The sequence below is a fragment of the Tepidimicrobium xylanilyticum genome (genome assembly GCF_900106765.1).
GTDB classification, from domain to species: Bacteria; Bacillota; Clostridia; order Tissierellales; family Tepidimicrobiaceae; genus Tepidimicrobium; species Tepidimicrobium xylanilyticum.
The window spans coordinates 67,417-85,118 of the sequence record NZ_FNNG01000004.1 but is presented as its reverse complement, the minus strand read 5'-3'; the positions used below and the strand labels follow the sequence as shown (position 1 = coordinate 85,118).

At 34.7% G+C, this 17,702-nt stretch carries 15 protein-coding genes; 14 read left to right on the top strand and 1 reads right to left on the bottom strand.

The annotated features are described in order from the left end of the window. Positions 1-141 precede the first annotated feature (141 nt). Positions 142-1,503 carry a sigma-54 interaction domain-containing protein gene (locus BLV68_RS06005; protein WP_093751849.1) on the bottom strand — a complete coding sequence of 454 codons (1,362 nt, stop codon included), beginning with the start codon at positions 1,501-1,503 and terminating at the stop codon, positions 142-144. A 192-nt stretch (positions 1,504-1,695) separates the two neighbouring features. Between BLV68_RS06005 and sleB the strand changes: the two genes are divergently transcribed. From sleB to kamB, 14 genes are all read left to right on the top strand, one after another. Beyond that, a complete protein-coding gene (sleB, locus tag BLV68_RS06000; protein WP_234949848.1) occupies positions 1,696-2,406 on the top strand; it encodes a spore cortex-lytic enzyme in 711 nt (236 codons plus the stop codon). An 11-nt stretch (positions 2,407-2,417) separates the two neighbouring features. Then, positions 2,418-3,788, top strand: a complete 1,371-nt coding sequence (gene ypeB, locus BLV68_RS05995; RefSeq protein WP_093751847.1) for a germination protein YpeB — start codon at positions 2,418-2,420, stop codon at positions 3,786-3,788. 148 nt (positions 3,789-3,936) lie between these two features. After that, positions 3,937-6,738, top strand: a complete 2,802-nt coding sequence (locus BLV68_RS05990) for a sigma 54-interacting transcriptional regulator (RefSeq protein ID WP_200773673.1) — start codon at positions 3,937-3,939, stop codon at positions 6,736-6,738. 168 nt (positions 6,739-6,906) lie between these two features. After that, a complete protein-coding gene (locus tag BLV68_RS15725) occupies positions 6,907-7,341 on the top strand; it encodes a PTS sugar transporter subunit IIA (RefSeq protein WP_200773672.1) in 435 nt (144 codons plus the stop codon). Continuing rightward, positions 7,342-7,833 carry a mannose/fructose/sorbose PTS transporter subunit IIB gene (locus tag BLV68_RS15720; protein ID WP_200773671.1) on the top strand — a complete coding sequence of 164 codons (492 nt, stop codon included), beginning with the start codon at positions 7,342-7,344 and terminating at the stop codon, positions 7,831-7,833. Positions 7,834-7,865: 32 nt separating this feature from the next. Then, positions 7,866-8,657, top strand: coding sequence for a PTS mannose/fructose/sorbose transporter subunit IIC (locus tag BLV68_RS05980; RefSeq protein WP_093751845.1), 792 nt, complete (start codon positions 7,866-7,868; stop codon positions 8,655-8,657). Positions 8,658-8,667: 10 nt separating this feature from the next. Continuing rightward, positions 8,668-9,495, top strand: a complete 828-nt coding sequence (gene manZ, locus BLV68_RS05975; RefSeq protein ID WP_093751843.1) for a PTS mannose transporter subunit IID — start codon at positions 8,668-8,670, stop codon at positions 9,493-9,495. A gap of 30 nt (positions 9,496-9,525) precedes the next feature. Continuing rightward, complete coding sequence (locus BLV68_RS05970; protein ID WP_093751841.1) at positions 9,526-10,530, top strand: Gfo/Idh/MocA family protein; 1,005 nt, start codon at positions 9,526-9,528, stop codon at positions 10,528-10,530. A gap of 170 nt (positions 10,531-10,700) precedes the next feature. Continuing rightward, positions 10,701-11,675, top strand: coding sequence for a mannose-6-phosphate isomerase, class I (manA, locus tag BLV68_RS05965; RefSeq protein WP_093751839.1), 975 nt, complete (start codon positions 10,701-10,703; stop codon positions 11,673-11,675). A gap of 102 nt (positions 11,676-11,777) precedes the next feature. Continuing rightward, entirely contained in the window at positions 11,778-12,584 is an 807-nt protein-coding gene (gene murI, locus BLV68_RS05960; RefSeq protein ID WP_093751837.1) for a glutamate racemase, read from the top strand. Positions 12,585-12,643: 59 nt separating this feature from the next. Next, positions 12,644-14,017, top strand: coding sequence for a sigma-54 interaction domain-containing protein (locus BLV68_RS05955; protein WP_093751835.1), 1,374 nt, complete (start codon positions 12,644-12,646; stop codon positions 14,015-14,017). Positions 14,018-14,212: 195 nt separating this feature from the next. Beyond that, positions 14,213-15,250 carry an L-erythro-3,5-diaminohexanoate dehydrogenase gene (kdd, locus tag BLV68_RS05950; RefSeq protein ID WP_093751833.1) on the top strand — a complete coding sequence of 346 codons (1,038 nt, stop codon included), beginning with the start codon at positions 14,213-14,215 and terminating at the stop codon, positions 15,248-15,250. Between the two features lie 65 nt (positions 15,251-15,315). Beyond that, positions 15,316-16,566, top strand: a complete 1,251-nt coding sequence (gene kamA / locus BLV68_RS05945; protein ID WP_093751831.1) for a lysine 2,3-aminomutase — start codon at positions 15,316-15,318, stop codon at positions 16,564-16,566. Between the two features lie 107 nt (positions 16,567-16,673). Then, positions 16,674-17,702 (top strand): lysine 5,6-aminomutase reactivase subunit KamB, encoded by a 1,029-nt coding sequence (kamB, locus tag BLV68_RS05940; RefSeq protein ID WP_093751829.1) that lies wholly within the window; start codon positions 16,674-16,676, stop codon positions 17,700-17,702.

Here is a 17,702-nt window from a genome sequence, read left to right as displayed (position 1 = left end):
TTTCATAAATAATAATTTATTTTCGTAAGCCTATTAATTAGCTTACTAAAGCTAATGGTCAATGGAGGAACAACTGGGTTTTTAGGTGTATAAATGGGAATTATCCGAAAAATAATCAACTTCATGCAAAAAATTTTTTGCCTATTCAAATTCGATTCCATAAACATCCATTTTATACTTTAAGGTTTGTCTTGAAATCTTTAACAATTTAGCTGCTTCATTTAAAGTACTACTGTTTTCAAGAGCTAATTTAATATACTTGATTTCAAAATCCTTTATAGCAGTGTTCAAGCAAAAATTATCATCTATACTGATGGCGGCCATCTTACTATTCTGGTTACATCTTATATATTCAGGTAATTGTTCTTCTTCTATTACATCCTCTTCTGTAAAATTGAAAGCAGATTCAATAATATGTTTTAATTCTCTAACATTGCCTGGCCAGTCATATTCCATAAATAAATCCATAACCTTTTTACTTACACCCTTAATATTTTTGTCCATTTTAGAGTTATACTCATCTATAAAGCTGTCTACCAGCATAGGAATATCTTCCTTCCTTTCTCTTAGGGGAGGAATATGGATTAATATCACACCTAAGCGATAGAATAAATCCCTCCTTAATTTACTCTGTTCCATAGCAGTATAAGGATCTTCATTTAATAATGAGATTAGTCTTACATCCACATTGATTAAACCTGCTCCTCCAATTCTTCTAATTGTATTGTTTTCAGCTGCTCTCAACAATTTAGATTGGAGACTAATGTCCATGGAATTTAACTCGTCCAATACTAAAGTGCCTCCATCTGCCATCTCAAAAAGTCCCATTTTGTTTTCTGCTCCTGTAAAGCTACCTTTAGTAGTTCCAAAGAATATACTTTCTCCTAATGTTAAGGGTATTGCAGAACAGTTTTGAACTATAAACGGATTATGTTTCCTAAAGCTATGGTTATGTATTGCTTGGGCCAATAAGTCCTTTCCAGTTCCAGTTTCTCCGTAGATCATGACTGGAGAATTGGTTTTTGCAGCTTTTAAAGTTTTATTCTTTACCTCTATCATGGCAGAATTTTGGGTTAGTATATCATCTATGTTAAAGAAAAAATCGTTATAATCAAAGCTGTGATTAATATCTTGGTCATGAATTGCCCTTAAATCTAAATCGAAATATCTATTAATATCAATAGCCCCTATAATTTCATTACCTGCCATAATTGGCAAAGTGGTAGTCAATACCGTTACCGTCCGTTCCTTAAAAATATTTAGGTGTTGTTTTTCATTAATAATAGGTTCTCTGGTTTTTAGTACTCTCATTACGGTAGAGGTTTCTTCATTTAAATGTTGATGAAGTTCTAGTATGTGGAGTCCAACTGGGTTTTCTACTATTTTACTTCCCACACTTCTAAATACTTTATAAAACTCTATATATCCGTACTTGTCGGTAACTACAAGAAAATCTGCATAATTAAATATATGAGGGAGGTTTTCAAGGATTTTATTAACCATTATGCAATCCTCCTTAATCTGTATAGTTTTTATTAATCTAATGATACCACTGCAGATTCAATACTTCAATAAAACTGATGATACTCAATAATTAGTAAAAATAGCCAGTATAGCCTTTCCTCTTTCTTGCATAAATTTTATATAATTACAAAAAATATTTAAAGCCGATGAATATGGAAGGAGGTAAAAGATTTGAAAAGGTTTACTGTAATTACTATGGTTTTAGTATTAGTTTTTCTATCCATACTTTTGTTTTATGAACCGTATAGCATGAAGGAAGCAGCTAATAGATATAATGCCCTCTATGCACCTCGGCTCCTCTACTGGGGAACTCAAGGACAGGATGTGAAAAATGTCCAATGGCAATTGGTGAAATGGAAATATTTAATTGGGAAAGTAGATGGTATATATGGACCAGAAACCTATAGAGCAGTGCGAAGGTTTCAAGCAAAAAATGGTCTTAGGGTAGATGGAATAGTAGGACTTGAGACGGCAGCAGCTTTGGGGATTACCCTTTCTAGCACTCCTGTTTCAGCTCAAGGGATGAGCAGGCAAGGAGATGAATACCTGCTGGCAAGAGCCATCCATGGAGAGGCTAGAGGAGAACCTTATGTAGGCAAGGTGGCGGTAGGTGCTGTGATATTAAATAGGGTTAGGAATCCAAAGTTTCCCAATACTATAGCAGGGGTAATATACCAACCCTTAGCATTTACTGCAGTAGCCGATGGACAGATAAACTTAACTCCAGATAAGGATTCTATTAGAGCAGCAAGGGATGCCTTAAATGGTTGGGACCCTACCTATGGTTGTTTGTATTACTGGAACCCAGCTACAGCTACCAGCAAATGGATTTGGTCTAGAAAGATAACATTGAAAATTGGGAAACACTGGTTTGGAATATAGGAGGTGATAGAGTGGAAAGAAGGAGATGGTGGATAGCACCAAGCATATTGGGAATAGCCTTAATATTAGCCTTAGCTTGGGGCTATAACGAATATAGAACTAAAAATGAATTGGGAGTGGCCTTGGAAAATAATTATCAGCGATTGTTTTTCGATGTAAAAAAACATATTGAAAATGTGCAGGTAAATCTATCTAAAGCCATGCTATCAAATTCAAGAGATCAAAATGTACTATTATTATCCCAAATTATGAACGAAGCCTATTTTGCTCAAGACAAATTATCTCAAATGCCTATAACTCATGCAGAAACAGCAGCAACGGAAAAGTTTTTGAATCAAGCAGCAGACTATAGCTACCATTTAATTCAAACTCATTTAGCAGGAAAACCTATAACCAATGAGCAAATGGCAGCTTTAGCCAATCTTCAGCAGAATTCTTCCGCCTTTAATGAGGAACTAGCTAAACTACAGTCAGAATTAGCGGATAAGGACTTTCTATTTAGTTCGCTTAATGCTAGACAAAATAAAAAAATCCGAGAAGGAAATCAGAAGATATTCCAGACTACTCTAGTAAACATTGAAAAGAATATGGCTGAAACTCCTGAATTGATCTATGATGGGCCCTTTTCAGATCAGATGCTAAATAGAAAGCCCCAAGGATTAGATAATAGGAATGTGCCTCAAGAGGAAGCTCAAAGGATTGCCAGGGATTTCTTTGGTGTCAATAGGGTCAAGGATATAGACGCTTTTGAGGAAGGAAAACATGCATCGGAAGTTAGAATACCATCCTATACATTTAACCTATATCCGAAGAATGCCTCCCGAGAACTTCCAGTATATATGGGAGTATCCAAAAGGGGAGGGCATGTTATATGGATGACCAATCCAAGACCTGTAAACAGCAATACTAAAATCAGCATAGAGGAAGCTCAAAGAAGAGCTTTAAATTATCTGGAGCAAAAAGGCTTTGAAAATATGGAACCCAATTATTATCAAAAATATGATGGTGGAGTGCTATTTAATTTTGTCAATACGGAACAAAATGTGACCATCTATCCAGATTTAATTAAGGTGAAGGTAGCCCTAGACAATGGTGAAATAATAGGTTTTGATGCATCTGCCTATTATATGAACCATCAAAATAGGGATATAGAAGAACCTGAATTGACCTTAGAGGAAGCCAGGGAAAAGGTAAGGACGGATTTTGAAATTAACTCATCTAGGTTAGCAATAATCCCCAAGGGCAAGAATGAAATACTATGTTATGAATTTAAAGGGAATTACAGAGGCTCCGACTATATTGTATATATCAATGCTCTAACTGGCAATGAAGAACAGATACTACAAATAATTAAAGATGAAAATGGAACATTAACCTTTTGAAAAATCCCCCTTTATAAGCTATAAAGGGGGATTTTAAAGTGCCCTGCTGCTTTATAACTTGAAAAACCATATGGGAAATATAGTAAAACTTAAAATTTTATTTTTTATTGCTATAATTAATATTAAAACATTTTATTCGCTAGAAAGGGTGAGAAAGATTAAGAGGATTGATAAAATCTACAATTTCTGTGTTGAAACTTTAAAGAATTATACATTAGAAGATTTAAAAGAAAAATACGGGATTACTGCCCTGGAAGTATCCAAAGAATTGGGTATTTTGAGGAATAATGTAAGTTTTGAATTAAATAATTTATTTAAAGAAGGCAAAATGATAAAAGTTACTGGCAGACCTGTCCATTATATACCAAGAGAAGTATTGGAGAGGATACTAAAGAAGGATTTAAAAGAAGGCCCTATTGAGGTAAATGATATAAATCAATTAATTGACAAAAAAACAGTAGATCCTTTTAAAAAGATTATAGGTCATGATGGTAGCCTAAAAGCACAAATTGAAAAAGCAAAGGCAGCCATACTATATCCTCCTAACGGTCTTTACAGTTTAATAATTGGAGAAACTGGTGTAGGTAAGAGTATGTTTGCAAATACAATGTGCGAATATGCAAGGTATACTAAACGAATTAGTGCCGATGCACCTTTTATAATATTTAATTGTGCTGATTATTATAATAATCCTCAACTTTTAATGTCCCATCTATTTGGCTATATAAAGGGGGCATTTACGGGTGCAGATAAGGAAAAACCTGGATTAATCGAAAAAGCTAATGGAGGTATATTATTCCTAGATGAAATACATAGGCTTCCACCAGAGGGACAAGAAATGCTTTTCTATTTCATGGATACTGGAAGATATAGTAAACTTGGAGAAACTGAGCGTAATAGAAGAGCGCAAGTGTTAATAATTGGTGCTACTACAGCAGAACCTAGTTCTGCATTATTAAGTACTTTCATTAGAAGAATACCTATAATCATAAATTTACCTCCCTTTAGTGAGAGAACTACAAAGGAAAAGATAGAGTTATTAAAGACCTTAATAGCTACAGAAGCACATCGGATTAACAAACCAATTAAAATTGATAGGGAATCTGCCAAAGCCCTCATTGGTAGCACTTCCTATGGCAATATTGGTCAGCTAAAATCCAATATACAATTAGTTTGTGCTAAAGCATTTTTAAATTCTATTGATACTATAGAACCATTAACCATTCAATTTAAAGATTTACCCACTGACATAAAAAATGGTTTTTATTCCATGAGAAGAAACAAAAGTGATGAAATGAAAATCGATGATGCCATAAATTATCAAATGACTATTATGCCTGAAGATTACAATGTAATTAAAGTTGAAGAAGATAATTATGAGTTAGATTTTGACCTGTATGAAACCATAGAATACAAAGTTAATATGCTAAAAAGGGAAGGGGAAAATGAAGAATTTATTCAAGAATACATAATGAAGGACATAGAATGCCATCTAAAAACTTTATCAAAAAAAGTAGCTGCCAATGACCTTGCCAGGGATAGAGTAAAAAAAATAGTAGGAAAAGATGTACTAGAGTTTGCGGAGGAGCTATCAGTAACAGTCATGCAGGGTTTAGAACTTGACTGCTATGAACGTTTTATATATGCTTTTTCGTTACACTTAAGTACCTTATTAAAAAAGGTTCATAATGATGAATTAGTTGACCATCCAGACATAAGAAACATAATAAAAAACCATGATAAGGAATATAAAATGGCTACCAAGATAAAGAATAAGATAGAAGAAAGGTACAATATTAAAGTACCGGATATGGAAATTAGTTATTTAACTCTTCTTTTAATGAGTATTCAAGAAAAGAGCAGTAAAAAAATAGGCATCTTAGTAGTTTGCCATGGCGATGGCATAGCTTCAGGGATGGTAAACGTATCAAAAAAATTGTTAGGTGGAGGATTAATAGATAGTGTGGACATGCCTTTAGAAGCAAAAGTATCAGATACTCTTAACATGGTTTTAGAAAAAGTTCAAAATCTGGATGATGGCAAAGGAGTACTATTATTGGTAGATATGGGTTCTTTATTAGAGTTTGAAAATATTATCCAGGAAAGAACGGGAATAAAAGTTAGAACCATAGATATGGTGTCAACACCTATGGTATTGGAAGCTATTAGAAAATCGGAATCACCCAATATTGAATTGGAAGATGCTTATCAAATTTTATCTAGATTTAGAGGTTATAAGCATAGTGGATTAGATGATACCACCTATATGAACGACAAACCGAAAGCAATTATAACCCTTTGTACCAGCGGTAAAGGAGCAGCTTATAAACTTAAACAGTTAGTAGAAAATACCATATCCAATATCACCCATACTAAGATAGAAGTCATTCCTGTGGGTTTAATGGATATGTATGATGAAATTAACCATATAAAAGAAAACTTCCATATAATATCTGTAATAGGCATTAAGAATCCTAATATAGGAGTTCCATTCATAGCTTTACACGAGTTTATAGCTGGAGAAGGAGAACAAGAGCTTATAAAACATATAGATGCTAATAACCTTGAAATATTTAAAACCAATACCTACAGTGTAGCCATGCAAATTTCCCAAGAAACCTTAGAAGAATTTTTAACTTATTTGAATCCTAGGAAGATAATCGGATCATTAAATGAATTTGTTAATATACTAGAGAAAAAGCTAGACTTTAAATTTAGTAACATAAATAGAACGCAACTAATGGTTCATACTGGATGTGTTTTAGAAAGAATGGTTTTAGGTAAGGGGTTAGAGTATAAGAAGCAAAAAAAGTTTGATAATGATTTAATAGACAAGTTGAAAAGTGCAACGAAGATATTTGAGGAGAGTATAAACATAGAATTCACCGATGATGAGATTTACTATATTTACGAGAGTTTAGAAGAGATGTTTAATACTCAAAAGAAATGAAAACAGCACAAGTGTATTAAATTTAAAATACAGTATTAAACATAAAGATAAAAGTTATCAAACTTTGAAAATAAGCAAAAAAGTTTTAATACTACATGTTGGCATGCGACTTGCTATTTAATATGTCGAAGGTTAGCATATTAAGGTTAGCATAAGGAGGCAAGACAAATGGTTTCGATTATAATTGGATCTCATGGTAGGCTTAGCGAAGAATTATTAAATACTGCAGAAATGATCTGTGGAAAACAATCTAACATAAGCACCGTTTCATTAATGCCAGGTGAAAGCTTAGATGACATACTGGAAAAGTATCAAGCTGCAATGAAAGAATTGGATATTAGTAAAGGGTTGATATTCTTAGTAGATGTATTTGCTGGCAGCCCTTTTAATGCAGCTACTAAGATAGTATATAAGGAGGGTAATATGGATATTGTTACTGGCGTTAACATACCCATGTTACTTGAGACAATAACCAAAAGGGATAATATGGAACTTAATGAACTAGTAGAGGTATTAAAAAATTCTGGTTCTCAAGGGATAAGCAGCTTTAAAGAGGATTTTATCAAAAAAATATCAAAACATGAAGATGAGGAGGAATTATAGATGGATATTGTGCTAGCAAGAATCGATGATAGATTAATTCATGGACAAGTTGTTACCAATTGGGTTAAGGAAACCAAATGTGATCGTGTTATTGTATGTAATGATGATATAGCAGCGGATGTAGTTAGGAAAACGTTAATAGAACAAGTAGTGCCTGCAGGAGTAAAGGCAAATGTGGTGAGCATAGAAAAAATGGTAAGGGTTTATAATAACCCAGCTTATAAAGGAGTTAAAGTCCTATTATTATTTACTAATCCCACAGATGTGTTGAGATTAGTGGAAATGGGAGTTGATATAAAAAGCGTTAATGTAGGGGGGATGTCCTATAAGAGTGGCAAAAAACAAATAACAGGGGTTATATCCGTAGATGAAAAGGATGTGCAAGCCTTTAAATCTTTAGATGAAAGGGGGATAGAAATTGAAGGAAGGCAAGTATCATCAGATTTTAAGTTAGATGTAATGGCAAAGATTAAAGAACATAATTTGCTGTAAATTAATAATGATTTTAAGGGAGTTGAGATTTTATGAGTGCTATACAAGTAATATTGGTATCTATCGTTGCTTTATTTGCAGGGATAGGAAGTGTATTAGATGAATTTCAATCACATAGACCATTAATAGCTTGTACTTTGGTGGGATTAGTTTTAGGAGATATAAAAACAGGAATTATAGTTGGTGGTACTCTTGAGATGATGGCACTGGGGTGGATGAATATTGGTGCAGCTTTAGCTCCAGATGCAGCAATGGCATCGGTAATATCAACTATATTGGTTATAGCAGGGAAGCAGTCAATAAGCACAGGTATAGCTTTAGCAATACCCATTGCAGCAGCTGGCCAAATATTAACAATCCTAGTTAGAACTCTATGTGTAGGGTTAGTTCATAGGGCAGATATCCATGCAGAGGCAGGAAACATCAAAGGTGTTGAGAGAATACATTTGTTAGCAGTATTAATGCAAGGTTTGAGAGTTGCTATACCAGCAGCATTAGTAGCAATGTTTGCAGATGCTTCAGCGGTTCAAAATCTATTTAACTCAATTCCACCCGTTATAACAGGTGGGTTAAACGTAGCAGGTGGGTTTATTGTTGTAGTAGGGTATGCAATGGTAATCAACATGATGGGAGCAAAATATCTAATGCCATTTTTCTTTCTAGGTTTTGTAATAGCAGGTTTTACTGACTATAATTTAGTAGCTTTAGGTGTCATTGGAACGGTATTAGCCATAATATATATTCAACTTAACCCGAAATATAACAAGGCTGCTGTGGCAGATGTGGTTGATAGTGGTCAATATGGTGATGATTTCTTAGATTAGGGGGGATAAGATGGTAGCGGACAATAAAAAAATATCTAAAAGAGACTTAAAGAAAGTATTTTGGCGTTCAAATCTTCATCAGGGTTCTTGGAATTTTGAAAGGATGCAGAATTTAGGGTTTTGTTATTCTATGATACCTGTTATTGATAAGTTATATGATGGAGATGAGAAAAAGAAAGCCTTAAAAAGGCATCTAGAATTTTTCAATACTCAACCTTTTGTGACTGCTCCTATATTGGGATTAACTATAGCTATGGAAGAGGAAAAAGCTGCGGGAGCGGATATAGATGATGGAGCTATTAATGGTATAAAAGTAGGACTTATGGGACCTTTAGCAGGGGTTGGCGATCCAATATTCTGGGGAACCTTAAGACCTGTACTAGCAGCTTTAGGAGCTACCTTTGCATTAACTGGAAGTTTATTAGGACCTCTTATTTTCTTCATAGGATTTAACTTAGTACGTTTAGCTGTTAGATGGTATGGGATAGATTATGGCTATAAAAAAGGTATGGACGTTATGAAAGATATAGCTGGCAATGCTTTGCAAAAGATTACAGAAGGTGCTTCAATTTTAGGATTGTTTGTTATGGGGGCACTTGTTAATCAATGGACTAATATTAATATTGGTGGGGTAGTATCCGAAGTAACCATGCAAGATGGGACACATGTAGTAACTACAGTTCAAGACATACTAGATCAGTTGATGCCGGGTCTTGCAGCATTATTATTGACCTTTACATGTATGCGATTATTGAAGAAGAAAGTTTCGCCACTGGTTCTAATATTGGGATTATTTGTAGTTGGCATAGTGGGGTACGCTTTAGGTATATTGGTTTAATAAAAAACTCATTATAAAGGAGCAAATGTTATGATAAGGTATGGCATCGTTGGAACGAGTTGGATTACAGAAGCTTTTATAGAAGCGGCTAATCAGGTAGGGGATTATAAATTAAATGCTGTTTATTCTAGGAGTGAAAATAAGGCTATAGAATTTGCTAAAAAGTATAATGTAGGTAATATATTCATTAACATGGAAGAGATGGCTAAGAGTAATGAGATAGATGCAGTTTATATAGCCAGCCCTAATTCATTCCATGCTGAACATTCAAAGTTATTTTTAAGAAATAAAAAACATGTTATTTGTGAGAAAGCTATAGCCTCCAATGTAGAAGAACTAAAATCTATGGTAGCTGCAGCTAGGGAAAACGGTGTATTATTAATGGAGGCTCTAAGGACTAATTTTTTACCATCCATTTCAATCATAAAAGATAATCTTCATAAGTTAGGAACCATCAGAAGATATATAGGTAATTACTGTCAATATTCTTCTAGATATGACGCTTTCAAAGCTGGGGAGCTTCCAAATATATTTAATCCAGAGTTTTCAGCAGGCTCACTAATGGATATAGGGGTATATTGTATTCATCCCCTAGTCCTCTTATTTGGACTACCAAAGGATGTAGTTGCAAATGGATATATATTGTCTTCTGGTGTGGATGGGTTAGGCAGTTTGTTATTAAAATATGATGATATGGAAGCTATAATAATCCATTCCAAGATTACCAATTCTCATTTAGGATCGGAAATACAAGGGGAAAAGGGAATTATGATTATAGATAAGATAGATCATCCACAAAAAATAAAAATAATATATAATGACGGGCAAACAGAGGATTTGTCTGTGGAACTAAATAAGCATAATATGTACTATGAAGCAAAAGAATTTGCCAAATTGATTAATGAAGGAAAAACTGAATCAGATATAAACTCATTTGAGCAATCTTTACATGTAATGAGTATAATGGAAAAGGCAAGGAAAAAGATGGGGGTTAAATTTCCTGCTGATTATACTATGGAGGCTTTACTTGAGTGAGAAATTATACACTATCATAGATGAGGATGTAGTATCTTTATTAGGTAGAAATTGAAATTAATAATTAAATTTAATTGTAAGGAAGGATCTCTAGTTCTTCCTTACAATTACTTATGAGGGACTTTTTGGTATTTAAACAATTAGAGTTTTATAGATGAAAGGAGAAAAGCATGTATCCACTGAAATTTGAGAATTTATATTATAAAAAAATATGGGGAGGAGAGAGGCTGAAAAGATTTAGGGACAATGTGCCAGAAGGGAAAATTGGCGAAAGTTGGGATGTAGCATGTCATCGCAATGGTATAAGTGTAGTTTCTAATGGAGAGTTTAAGGGAATTAGGTTAGATCAACTAATCGATATATATGGAGAAAAATTATTAGGAAGCAAAATTTCTAAAGAAAGATTTCCATTGCTTGTAAAGATATTGGATTCAAATGATAAACTTTCTGTTCAAGTTCATCCAGATGATAAATATGCTCTTACTAATGAAGGAGAAGTGGGGAAAACCGAAACTTGGTACATCATGGATGCACAGGAAGGAGCATCAATAATATTAGGAACAAAAAATTGTACTAAAGAGGAATTTAAGGAAGCAATAGAAAATGACAATATAGATGAATATTTGAATGTTATTCAGGTTAGAAAAGGAGATGTATATTATATAAAACCTGGACTTATTCACTCTCTAGGACCTGGAATAACTGCCATAGAAATACAGCAAAACAGTGATATAACTTATAGAGTTTATGACTATAATAGAGGGAGAGAAGTACACATAGAAAAAGCTTTTCAAGTAATGGATTTTAGAATAGAAGGGAAAAAAAGCAGAGGAATAAAAATAGAAAGTGAAAATTATGATAAAACATATTATTGTTTAAACCCACATTTTGTATTAGAACTTTATGATATAAGAAAGAATCTTTTGGGAGCTAGCGATAAAGAAAGATTTCATATTTACACTTGTGTTGAAGGAGAAGGGACTATTATATATAACAATGGAGAAGAAAAGTTGAGTTTAGGAGATAGTATTTTTATACCTGCTAGTTTAGGGAGATACCAAATATCAGGGAGTTTGAAGTTATTGAAATTTTATGTACCCTGTGTACCTAAAGTAGAAAAAGAAATATTAGAACATATAAGATAATAAAATTAAACTAACATGATTATTTAGCTAATTTTACTAGTTTAAAAAAGGATTGTAAAAATCCCCTAATACTAATAGAATATAATAGAAGGGGGTTTATCAATGGACGACAGACCAATTGGAGTATTTGATTCAGGAATTGGTGGCTTAACCGTATTAAAGGAGATAATGGAGCAGCTACCAGGAGAAGACATAGTATATTTTGGAGATACAGCTAGAATTCCATATGGAACCCGTTCTAAGGAAACGGTAATAAAATACTTTTTTCAATCGGTGAGATTCTTACTTACAAAGGATATAAAAGCTATTGTAATAGCTTGTAATACAGCTTCAGCCTTAGCCATGGAGGAAGCCCAAGAAGCATTCGAAATTCCATTATTAGGAGTGATCGAACCAGGAGCTAAAGCTGCTGTTTCAGCAACTAAAAATTCAATCATCGGAGTCATAGGTACAGAAGGGACAATAAATAGCCAGTCCTACCAACGAAAAATACGTCAGATGTTACCCTCTGCAGAGATAATAGGAATTCCCTGCCCTTTATTTGTTTCCATAGTAGAAGAAGGTTGGGAAAATACTGATGTAGCATATCTTACAGCTAAAAAATATTTATTGGAATTAAAGGAACACAATATAGATTCCTTAGTTTTAGGCTGTACCCATTATCCAGCCCTTCGCTATACTATTAACAAAGTACTAGGAGATAATGTAATTTTAGTCAACCCAGCATATGAAACTGCCAAAGCAGCTAAGATAATGTTAAAGGAGAAGAACTTATTATCGAATAAAGCAGATGGAGGAAAATGTCGTTTTTATGTAAGTGACAATCCTGAGAAGTTCAAAAGGGTAGGAGGCAATATGCTGAAAAAGGAAATTGCTTCCGTCGAGAAAGTTAATATTGAAAGCCTATAGGCACGCTAGTGCCTATAATTTGGCTTTAAGTGCCTAAAATTCAGCAGAAGGTGGTTTTTATGAAGGATCTATTTTTTAAAGAAAACATCTTAGAAATACTGGATTATATAGAAGAGGGGATTCATATTATCGACAGGAATGGAATGATAGTTTTTCAGAACCTATATGGGCAAAAAATAGATGGTATAGATAGGGAAAAAGTTATAGGTAGGCATTTGTTGGAGGTTTATCCATCATTAAGCCATGAAACCTCTACCCTGTTAACGGTTATTAGAACGGGAAGGCCTATACTTAAGAAAGAGCAGACCTTCATCAATTACAAGGGGGAAAAAATTACCACTATCAATTCCTCAATTCCAATAAAATCCAGTGGTAAAATATTAGGAGCATTGGAAATATCTAAAGATATAACCCAAGTTAGGGAAATGTCTCAGAAGATAGTTGACCTTCAAAGCAGGCTGTATAATAACGATATAGGGAAAAATAAAGAAAAGGAAACGGCTCAATATACCTTCCTGGACATAATAGGTCAAAATAAGGAGATGTTAAAGATTAAACAGATGGCCTTAAAAGCCGCAGAAGTGGACGTCCCAGTCTTAATATATGGGGATACGGGTACAGGTAAGGAATTATTAGTCCACGCCATACATAATGCCAGTAAGAGAAGAAATAAACCATTCATCACCCAAAACTGTGCCGCATTACCTGCCAACCTGTTAGAAGGGATCCTTTTTGGAACTGTTAAGGGAGGATTTACCGGTGCAGAAGATAGAGAAGGTTTATTCCAATTAGCCCATGGAGGCACTTTGTTTTTAGATGAAATAAACTCCATGCCTTTGGAATTACAATCTAAACTTTTAAGAGTTTTGCAGGATGGCAGTTTTAGGCCAGTAGGTGGAATTAATACTATTAATGTAGATGTAAGGATAATTACTGCTACCAACATACCTCCAGAAGAGGCAGTAAAACAACAGTGTTTAAGAAGGGACCTGTATTATAGGTTAAATGTAATAAGCATCAATATCCCCCCATTAAGGGAGAGAAAAGACGATATTTCCTTACTTACTGAGCATTTCATAGAAAAGATTAATAAAAAATTGGGCAAAAAAGTAAAGGGAGTATCTAAGGAAGTAATGGATGTATTTATGTCCAATCCCTGGGATGGTAATGTAAGGGAGTTGGAAAATCTAATCGAAGGGATTATGAGTATTAGTGATATGGAGATAATAGGAATAGAACATCTGCCTGCTAAATATAAAAACGCAGTACCAACGGCAAGTCTATCTTTAAAGGATACTTTGGAAAGAATAGAAAAGGAATTAATAGAGGAGGCTTTGGAAAGGGCAGAATACAATATTAGTTATACAGCCCAATTATTAAACATTCCCCGACAAACTCTTCAGTATAAAATATCCAAATATAACCTAAAATAATGTGAATAAGTTCCCTAATAGGTGCCAGGCATCCTTAGGGTATTTTTTTTGCCTAAAATTGGGCACAAAAATCTATAATATTTCTATAGAATATTTTCAAAAACCTCTAAATTAACCCTTTTTATTTTTTAATAATGTGGCATAAATATTGCATTGTTAATTATGTGGCAGTAAATTTTTGTTAGGAGGGATTATATGAGAAGAGGTTGTCCTTATGGCACTCACCGGGTTATAGAACCAAAGGGAGTATTACCCCAACCCGCATTGAAAATTGATAATGATATGGAAATTTATGACAACGAAATATTAATTGATGTAAAAACTCTAAACATAGATTCAGCAAGCTTTACCCAGATAAAGGAACAGGCTAAAGGAAATATAGAAGAGATTAAAAGGATAATGAGAAGCATAGTTGATGAGAGAGGGAAGCATCAAAATCCAGTTACAGGTTCTGGTGGAATGTTAATTGGAACAGTGGAAAAAATAGGTCCTGCATTAGAAGGGAAGACTGACCTTAAGGTAGGGGACAAAATAGCCACTTTAGTTTCCTTATCTTTAACGCCCCTAAGAATAGATGAAATCTTAGAAGTAAGGCCAGATGTAGACCAAGTAGATATTAAGGGTAAGGCCATTTTATTTGAATCGGGCATATATGCAGTACTACCCGATGATTTGCCAGAAAATCTAGCTCTATCTGTACTAGATGTGGCAGGAGCACCAGCTCAAACTGCTAAATTGGTTAAACCAGGGGATACTGTAGTAGTAATAGGGGGAACTGGAAAATCAGGAATGCTCTGTTTATATGAAGCCAAGAAAAGAGCTGGAGTGACAGGAAAAGTTATTTGTATTGGTTCCAGAGATGAAACAATTGCCCGAGTTAAGGAAGCAAACCTTGCTGATGTTTACATAAAAGCCAATGCTACCAATGCAGTTGAAATACTTGAAAAGGTTAGGGAAGCCACTAACGGTGAAATGGCTGATCTAGTAATTAACACCGTAAACATTCCAAATACGGAAATGTCCAGCATATTGATTACAAAAGATGGAGGCACAGTATACTTCTTCAGCATGGCCACAAGTTTCACCAAAGCAGCTCTAGGAGCAGAAGGAGTAGGAAAGGACGTTACGATGTTAATAGGCAATGGCTACACAAAAGGTCACGCAGCAATAGCTTTAGAACTGATGAGGGAGTCAAAAGAATTGAGAAGAATTTTTGAGGAATTGTATGCCTAGACAATGGACAGTTGTCAATTGTCCATTGTTCACTGTCCATTGAATAAAGAGGGGTGATTTTTGCCATGAGATCCTATAAGGATATCGAATTGTGGAAAGATGTAACTGAAGAGGAATGGAATGATTGGCGTTGGCAGGTAAGAAATAGGATTACAGATGTGGAAACTTTAAAAAAAATAATCAATATAACTGAAGAAGAGGAAAAGGAAATTGGGGAGGTATTGGGGAAGTTTAGAATGGGTATTACACCTTATTATGCATCCTTAATGGACCCAGATGATCCCAATTGTCCCATTAGGAAACAAGCGGTACCAACTATTATGGAAACCCATAAGAGTATAGCTGATATGGAAGACCCATTAGCAGAAGATGAAGATTCTCCTGTACCAGGGTTAACTCACAGGTATCCAGATAGAGTGTTATTCTTAATAACTGATCAATGCTCCATGTATTGCAGACATTGTACCAGAAGAAGGTTTGCGGGGCAACGGGATTCTGGTGCTCCTAAGGAAAGAATAGATAAATGTATAGAATATATTAGAAATACTCCTCAAGTTAGAGATGTATTGTTATCGGGGGGAGATGCTCTACTAGTATCGGACGAAAAATTGGAATATATCATAAGTGAATTAAGAAAAATCCCTCATGTAGAGATAATAAGAATAGGAACAAGAACTCCTGTAGTTATGCCTATGAGGATTACAGATGATTTAGTGAACATGCTTAAAAAATACCATCCAATTTGGTTGAATACCCATTTTAACCATCCTAAGGAAATAACAGAAGATGCCATATTAGCAGCTAATAAAATGGCGGATGCAGGTATTCCGTTGGGAAACCAATCCGTATTGTTAAGGGGAGTTAATGATTGTCCTCATATAATGAAAGAGCTTGTCCACAAATTGGTTAAGATGAGAATAAGGCCATATTATATCTACCAATGCGACCTATCCATGGGTATTGAGCACTTTAGAACTAAGGTAGCTAGGGGTATTGAAATTATAGAAGCTTTAAGAGGCCATACCTCTGGATATGCAGTACCCACTTTTGTGGTTGATGCACCAGGAGGCGGAGGGAAAATTCCAGTAATGCCTCAATATGTTATAAGCCAGTCGCCAAATAAGGTAGTATTAAGGAATTATGAAGGGGTAATTACCACCTACACCGAACCTCAATATATAGAAGATGAATGTAACTGTTCAGTATGTAGAGGAGAGCGTAAAGGCTACACTACAGGAGTGGCAGAAATCCTTATGGGCCCAGAAGTAAAATCTTTATCACCATCCAATTTGGAAAGGAAAATGAGAGCTAAATAACAATTGACAATTACAGCAAGGGATCTGGCAAGGGGTCAGACCCCTTGCCACCAAAAGCTAGACTCTAGTAGTTGTTAGTTGTCTATTGTAAAAAGGGGTTGTTTCCATTGTTGCTACAGCATATACAAGATAAATACAAAATAATATCCATAGTAGGAATGGCTAAGAATAGTGGCAAGACCGTAGCGTTGAATCATTTGATTCAGGAATCCTTAGATGAAGGGATTCAATTAGGTATAGTTTCCACTGGAAGGGATGGGGAATCTTTAGATTTAGTTACTGAAACGGAAAAGCCTAAAATATTCGTAGAAGAAGGGGTTCTAATTGCCACTACTACCGAACTATTATCTTTAAGCGATGCAACGGTAGAAATAATAGATATAACTGGCTACAGAACGCCCTTGGGGGAAATACTAATAGGCAGAATAAAGGATAGTGGCTATATTCAAATATCTGGGCCTCAAACTACAGTTGAAATTAAAGAGATAGCCGATTCTATGATAAAATTAGGGGCGGAGTTGGTACTTGTAGATGGAGCCATAGACCGGAAATCATCAGCCGCCCCTTCAATCACCGATGCCACCATACTTGCTACTGGGGCAGTATTAAGCAGGGATATGACCAAAGTAATAGAGGAAACTCTCCATATAGTGAATTTATTTAATCTTCCTCCCGTTGATATAAACGATAGGCCTATATTAGAAAGGGCCTTTGAAAATGGAGATATTTCCACAGTTGATGAAAATTTAAATTGCTATCCCCTTGGAATTAAGACTGCCCTAAACTGTGGGCATATCATTGGCCAACATATAAAGGAAGATACGAAATATATACTAATCCCCGGTTCTTTAGTGAAGAATACTGTAGAGGGCATTATTGAAACTGCCAACAGATATAAAAAGGTGGTGTTGGTAGTATCAGATGGGACTAAAATATTTATTCCTCCAAAGGATTGGCTTAGGTTTGTAAAACATGGACTTAAAGTGAAGGTCATAAATCCTATCAATCTAGTAGCCATAACCCTTAATCCCTATGCGCCACAGGGCTATTATTTCGATGCAAGGGAACTACTAGATAGAATGAGATATTATATAAAAGATATTCCTGTGGTGGATTTGGTGTTAGGGAGTGAATAA

Bases quoted from the DNA above. Each gene is read 5' to 3' on its own strand.
- BLV68_RS05980 (WP_093751845.1), top strand. From the start codon at position 7,866: ATGAGTGCTATACAAGTAATATTGGTATCTATCGTTGCTTTATTTGCA.
- manA (WP_093751839.1), top strand. From the start codon at position 10,701: ATGTATCCACTGAAATTTGAGAATTTATATTATAAAAAAATATGGGGA.
- BLV68_RS05955 (WP_093751835.1), top strand. From the start codon at position 12,644: ATGAAGGATCTATTTTTTAAAGAAAACATCTTAGAAATACTGGATTAT.
- BLV68_RS15725 (WP_200773672.1), top strand. From the start codon at position 6,907: ATGGTTTCGATTATAATTGGATCTCATGGTAGGCTTAGCGAAGAATTA.
- BLV68_RS05970 (WP_093751841.1), top strand. From the start codon at position 9,526: ATGATAAGGTATGGCATCGTTGGAACGAGTTGGATTACAGAAGCTTTT.
- kamA (WP_093751831.1), top strand. From the start codon at position 15,316: ATGAGATCCTATAAGGATATCGAATTGTGGAAAGATGTAACTGAAGAG.
- manZ (WP_093751843.1), top strand. From the start codon at position 8,668: ATGGTAGCGGACAATAAAAAAATATCTAAAAGAGACTTAAAGAAAGTA.
- kdd (WP_093751833.1), top strand. From the start codon at position 14,213: ATGAGAAGAGGTTGTCCTTATGGCACTCACCGGGTTATAGAACCAAAG.
- murI (WP_093751837.1), top strand. From the start codon at position 11,778: ATGGACGACAGACCAATTGGAGTATTTGATTCAGGAATTGGTGGCTTA.
- BLV68_RS15720 (WP_200773671.1), top strand. From the start codon at position 7,342: ATGGATATTGTGCTAGCAAGAATCGATGATAGATTAATTCATGGACAA.
- BLV68_RS06005 (WP_093751849.1), bottom strand. From the start codon at position 1,503: ATGGTTAATAAAATCCTTGAAAACCTCCCTCATATATTTAATTATGCA.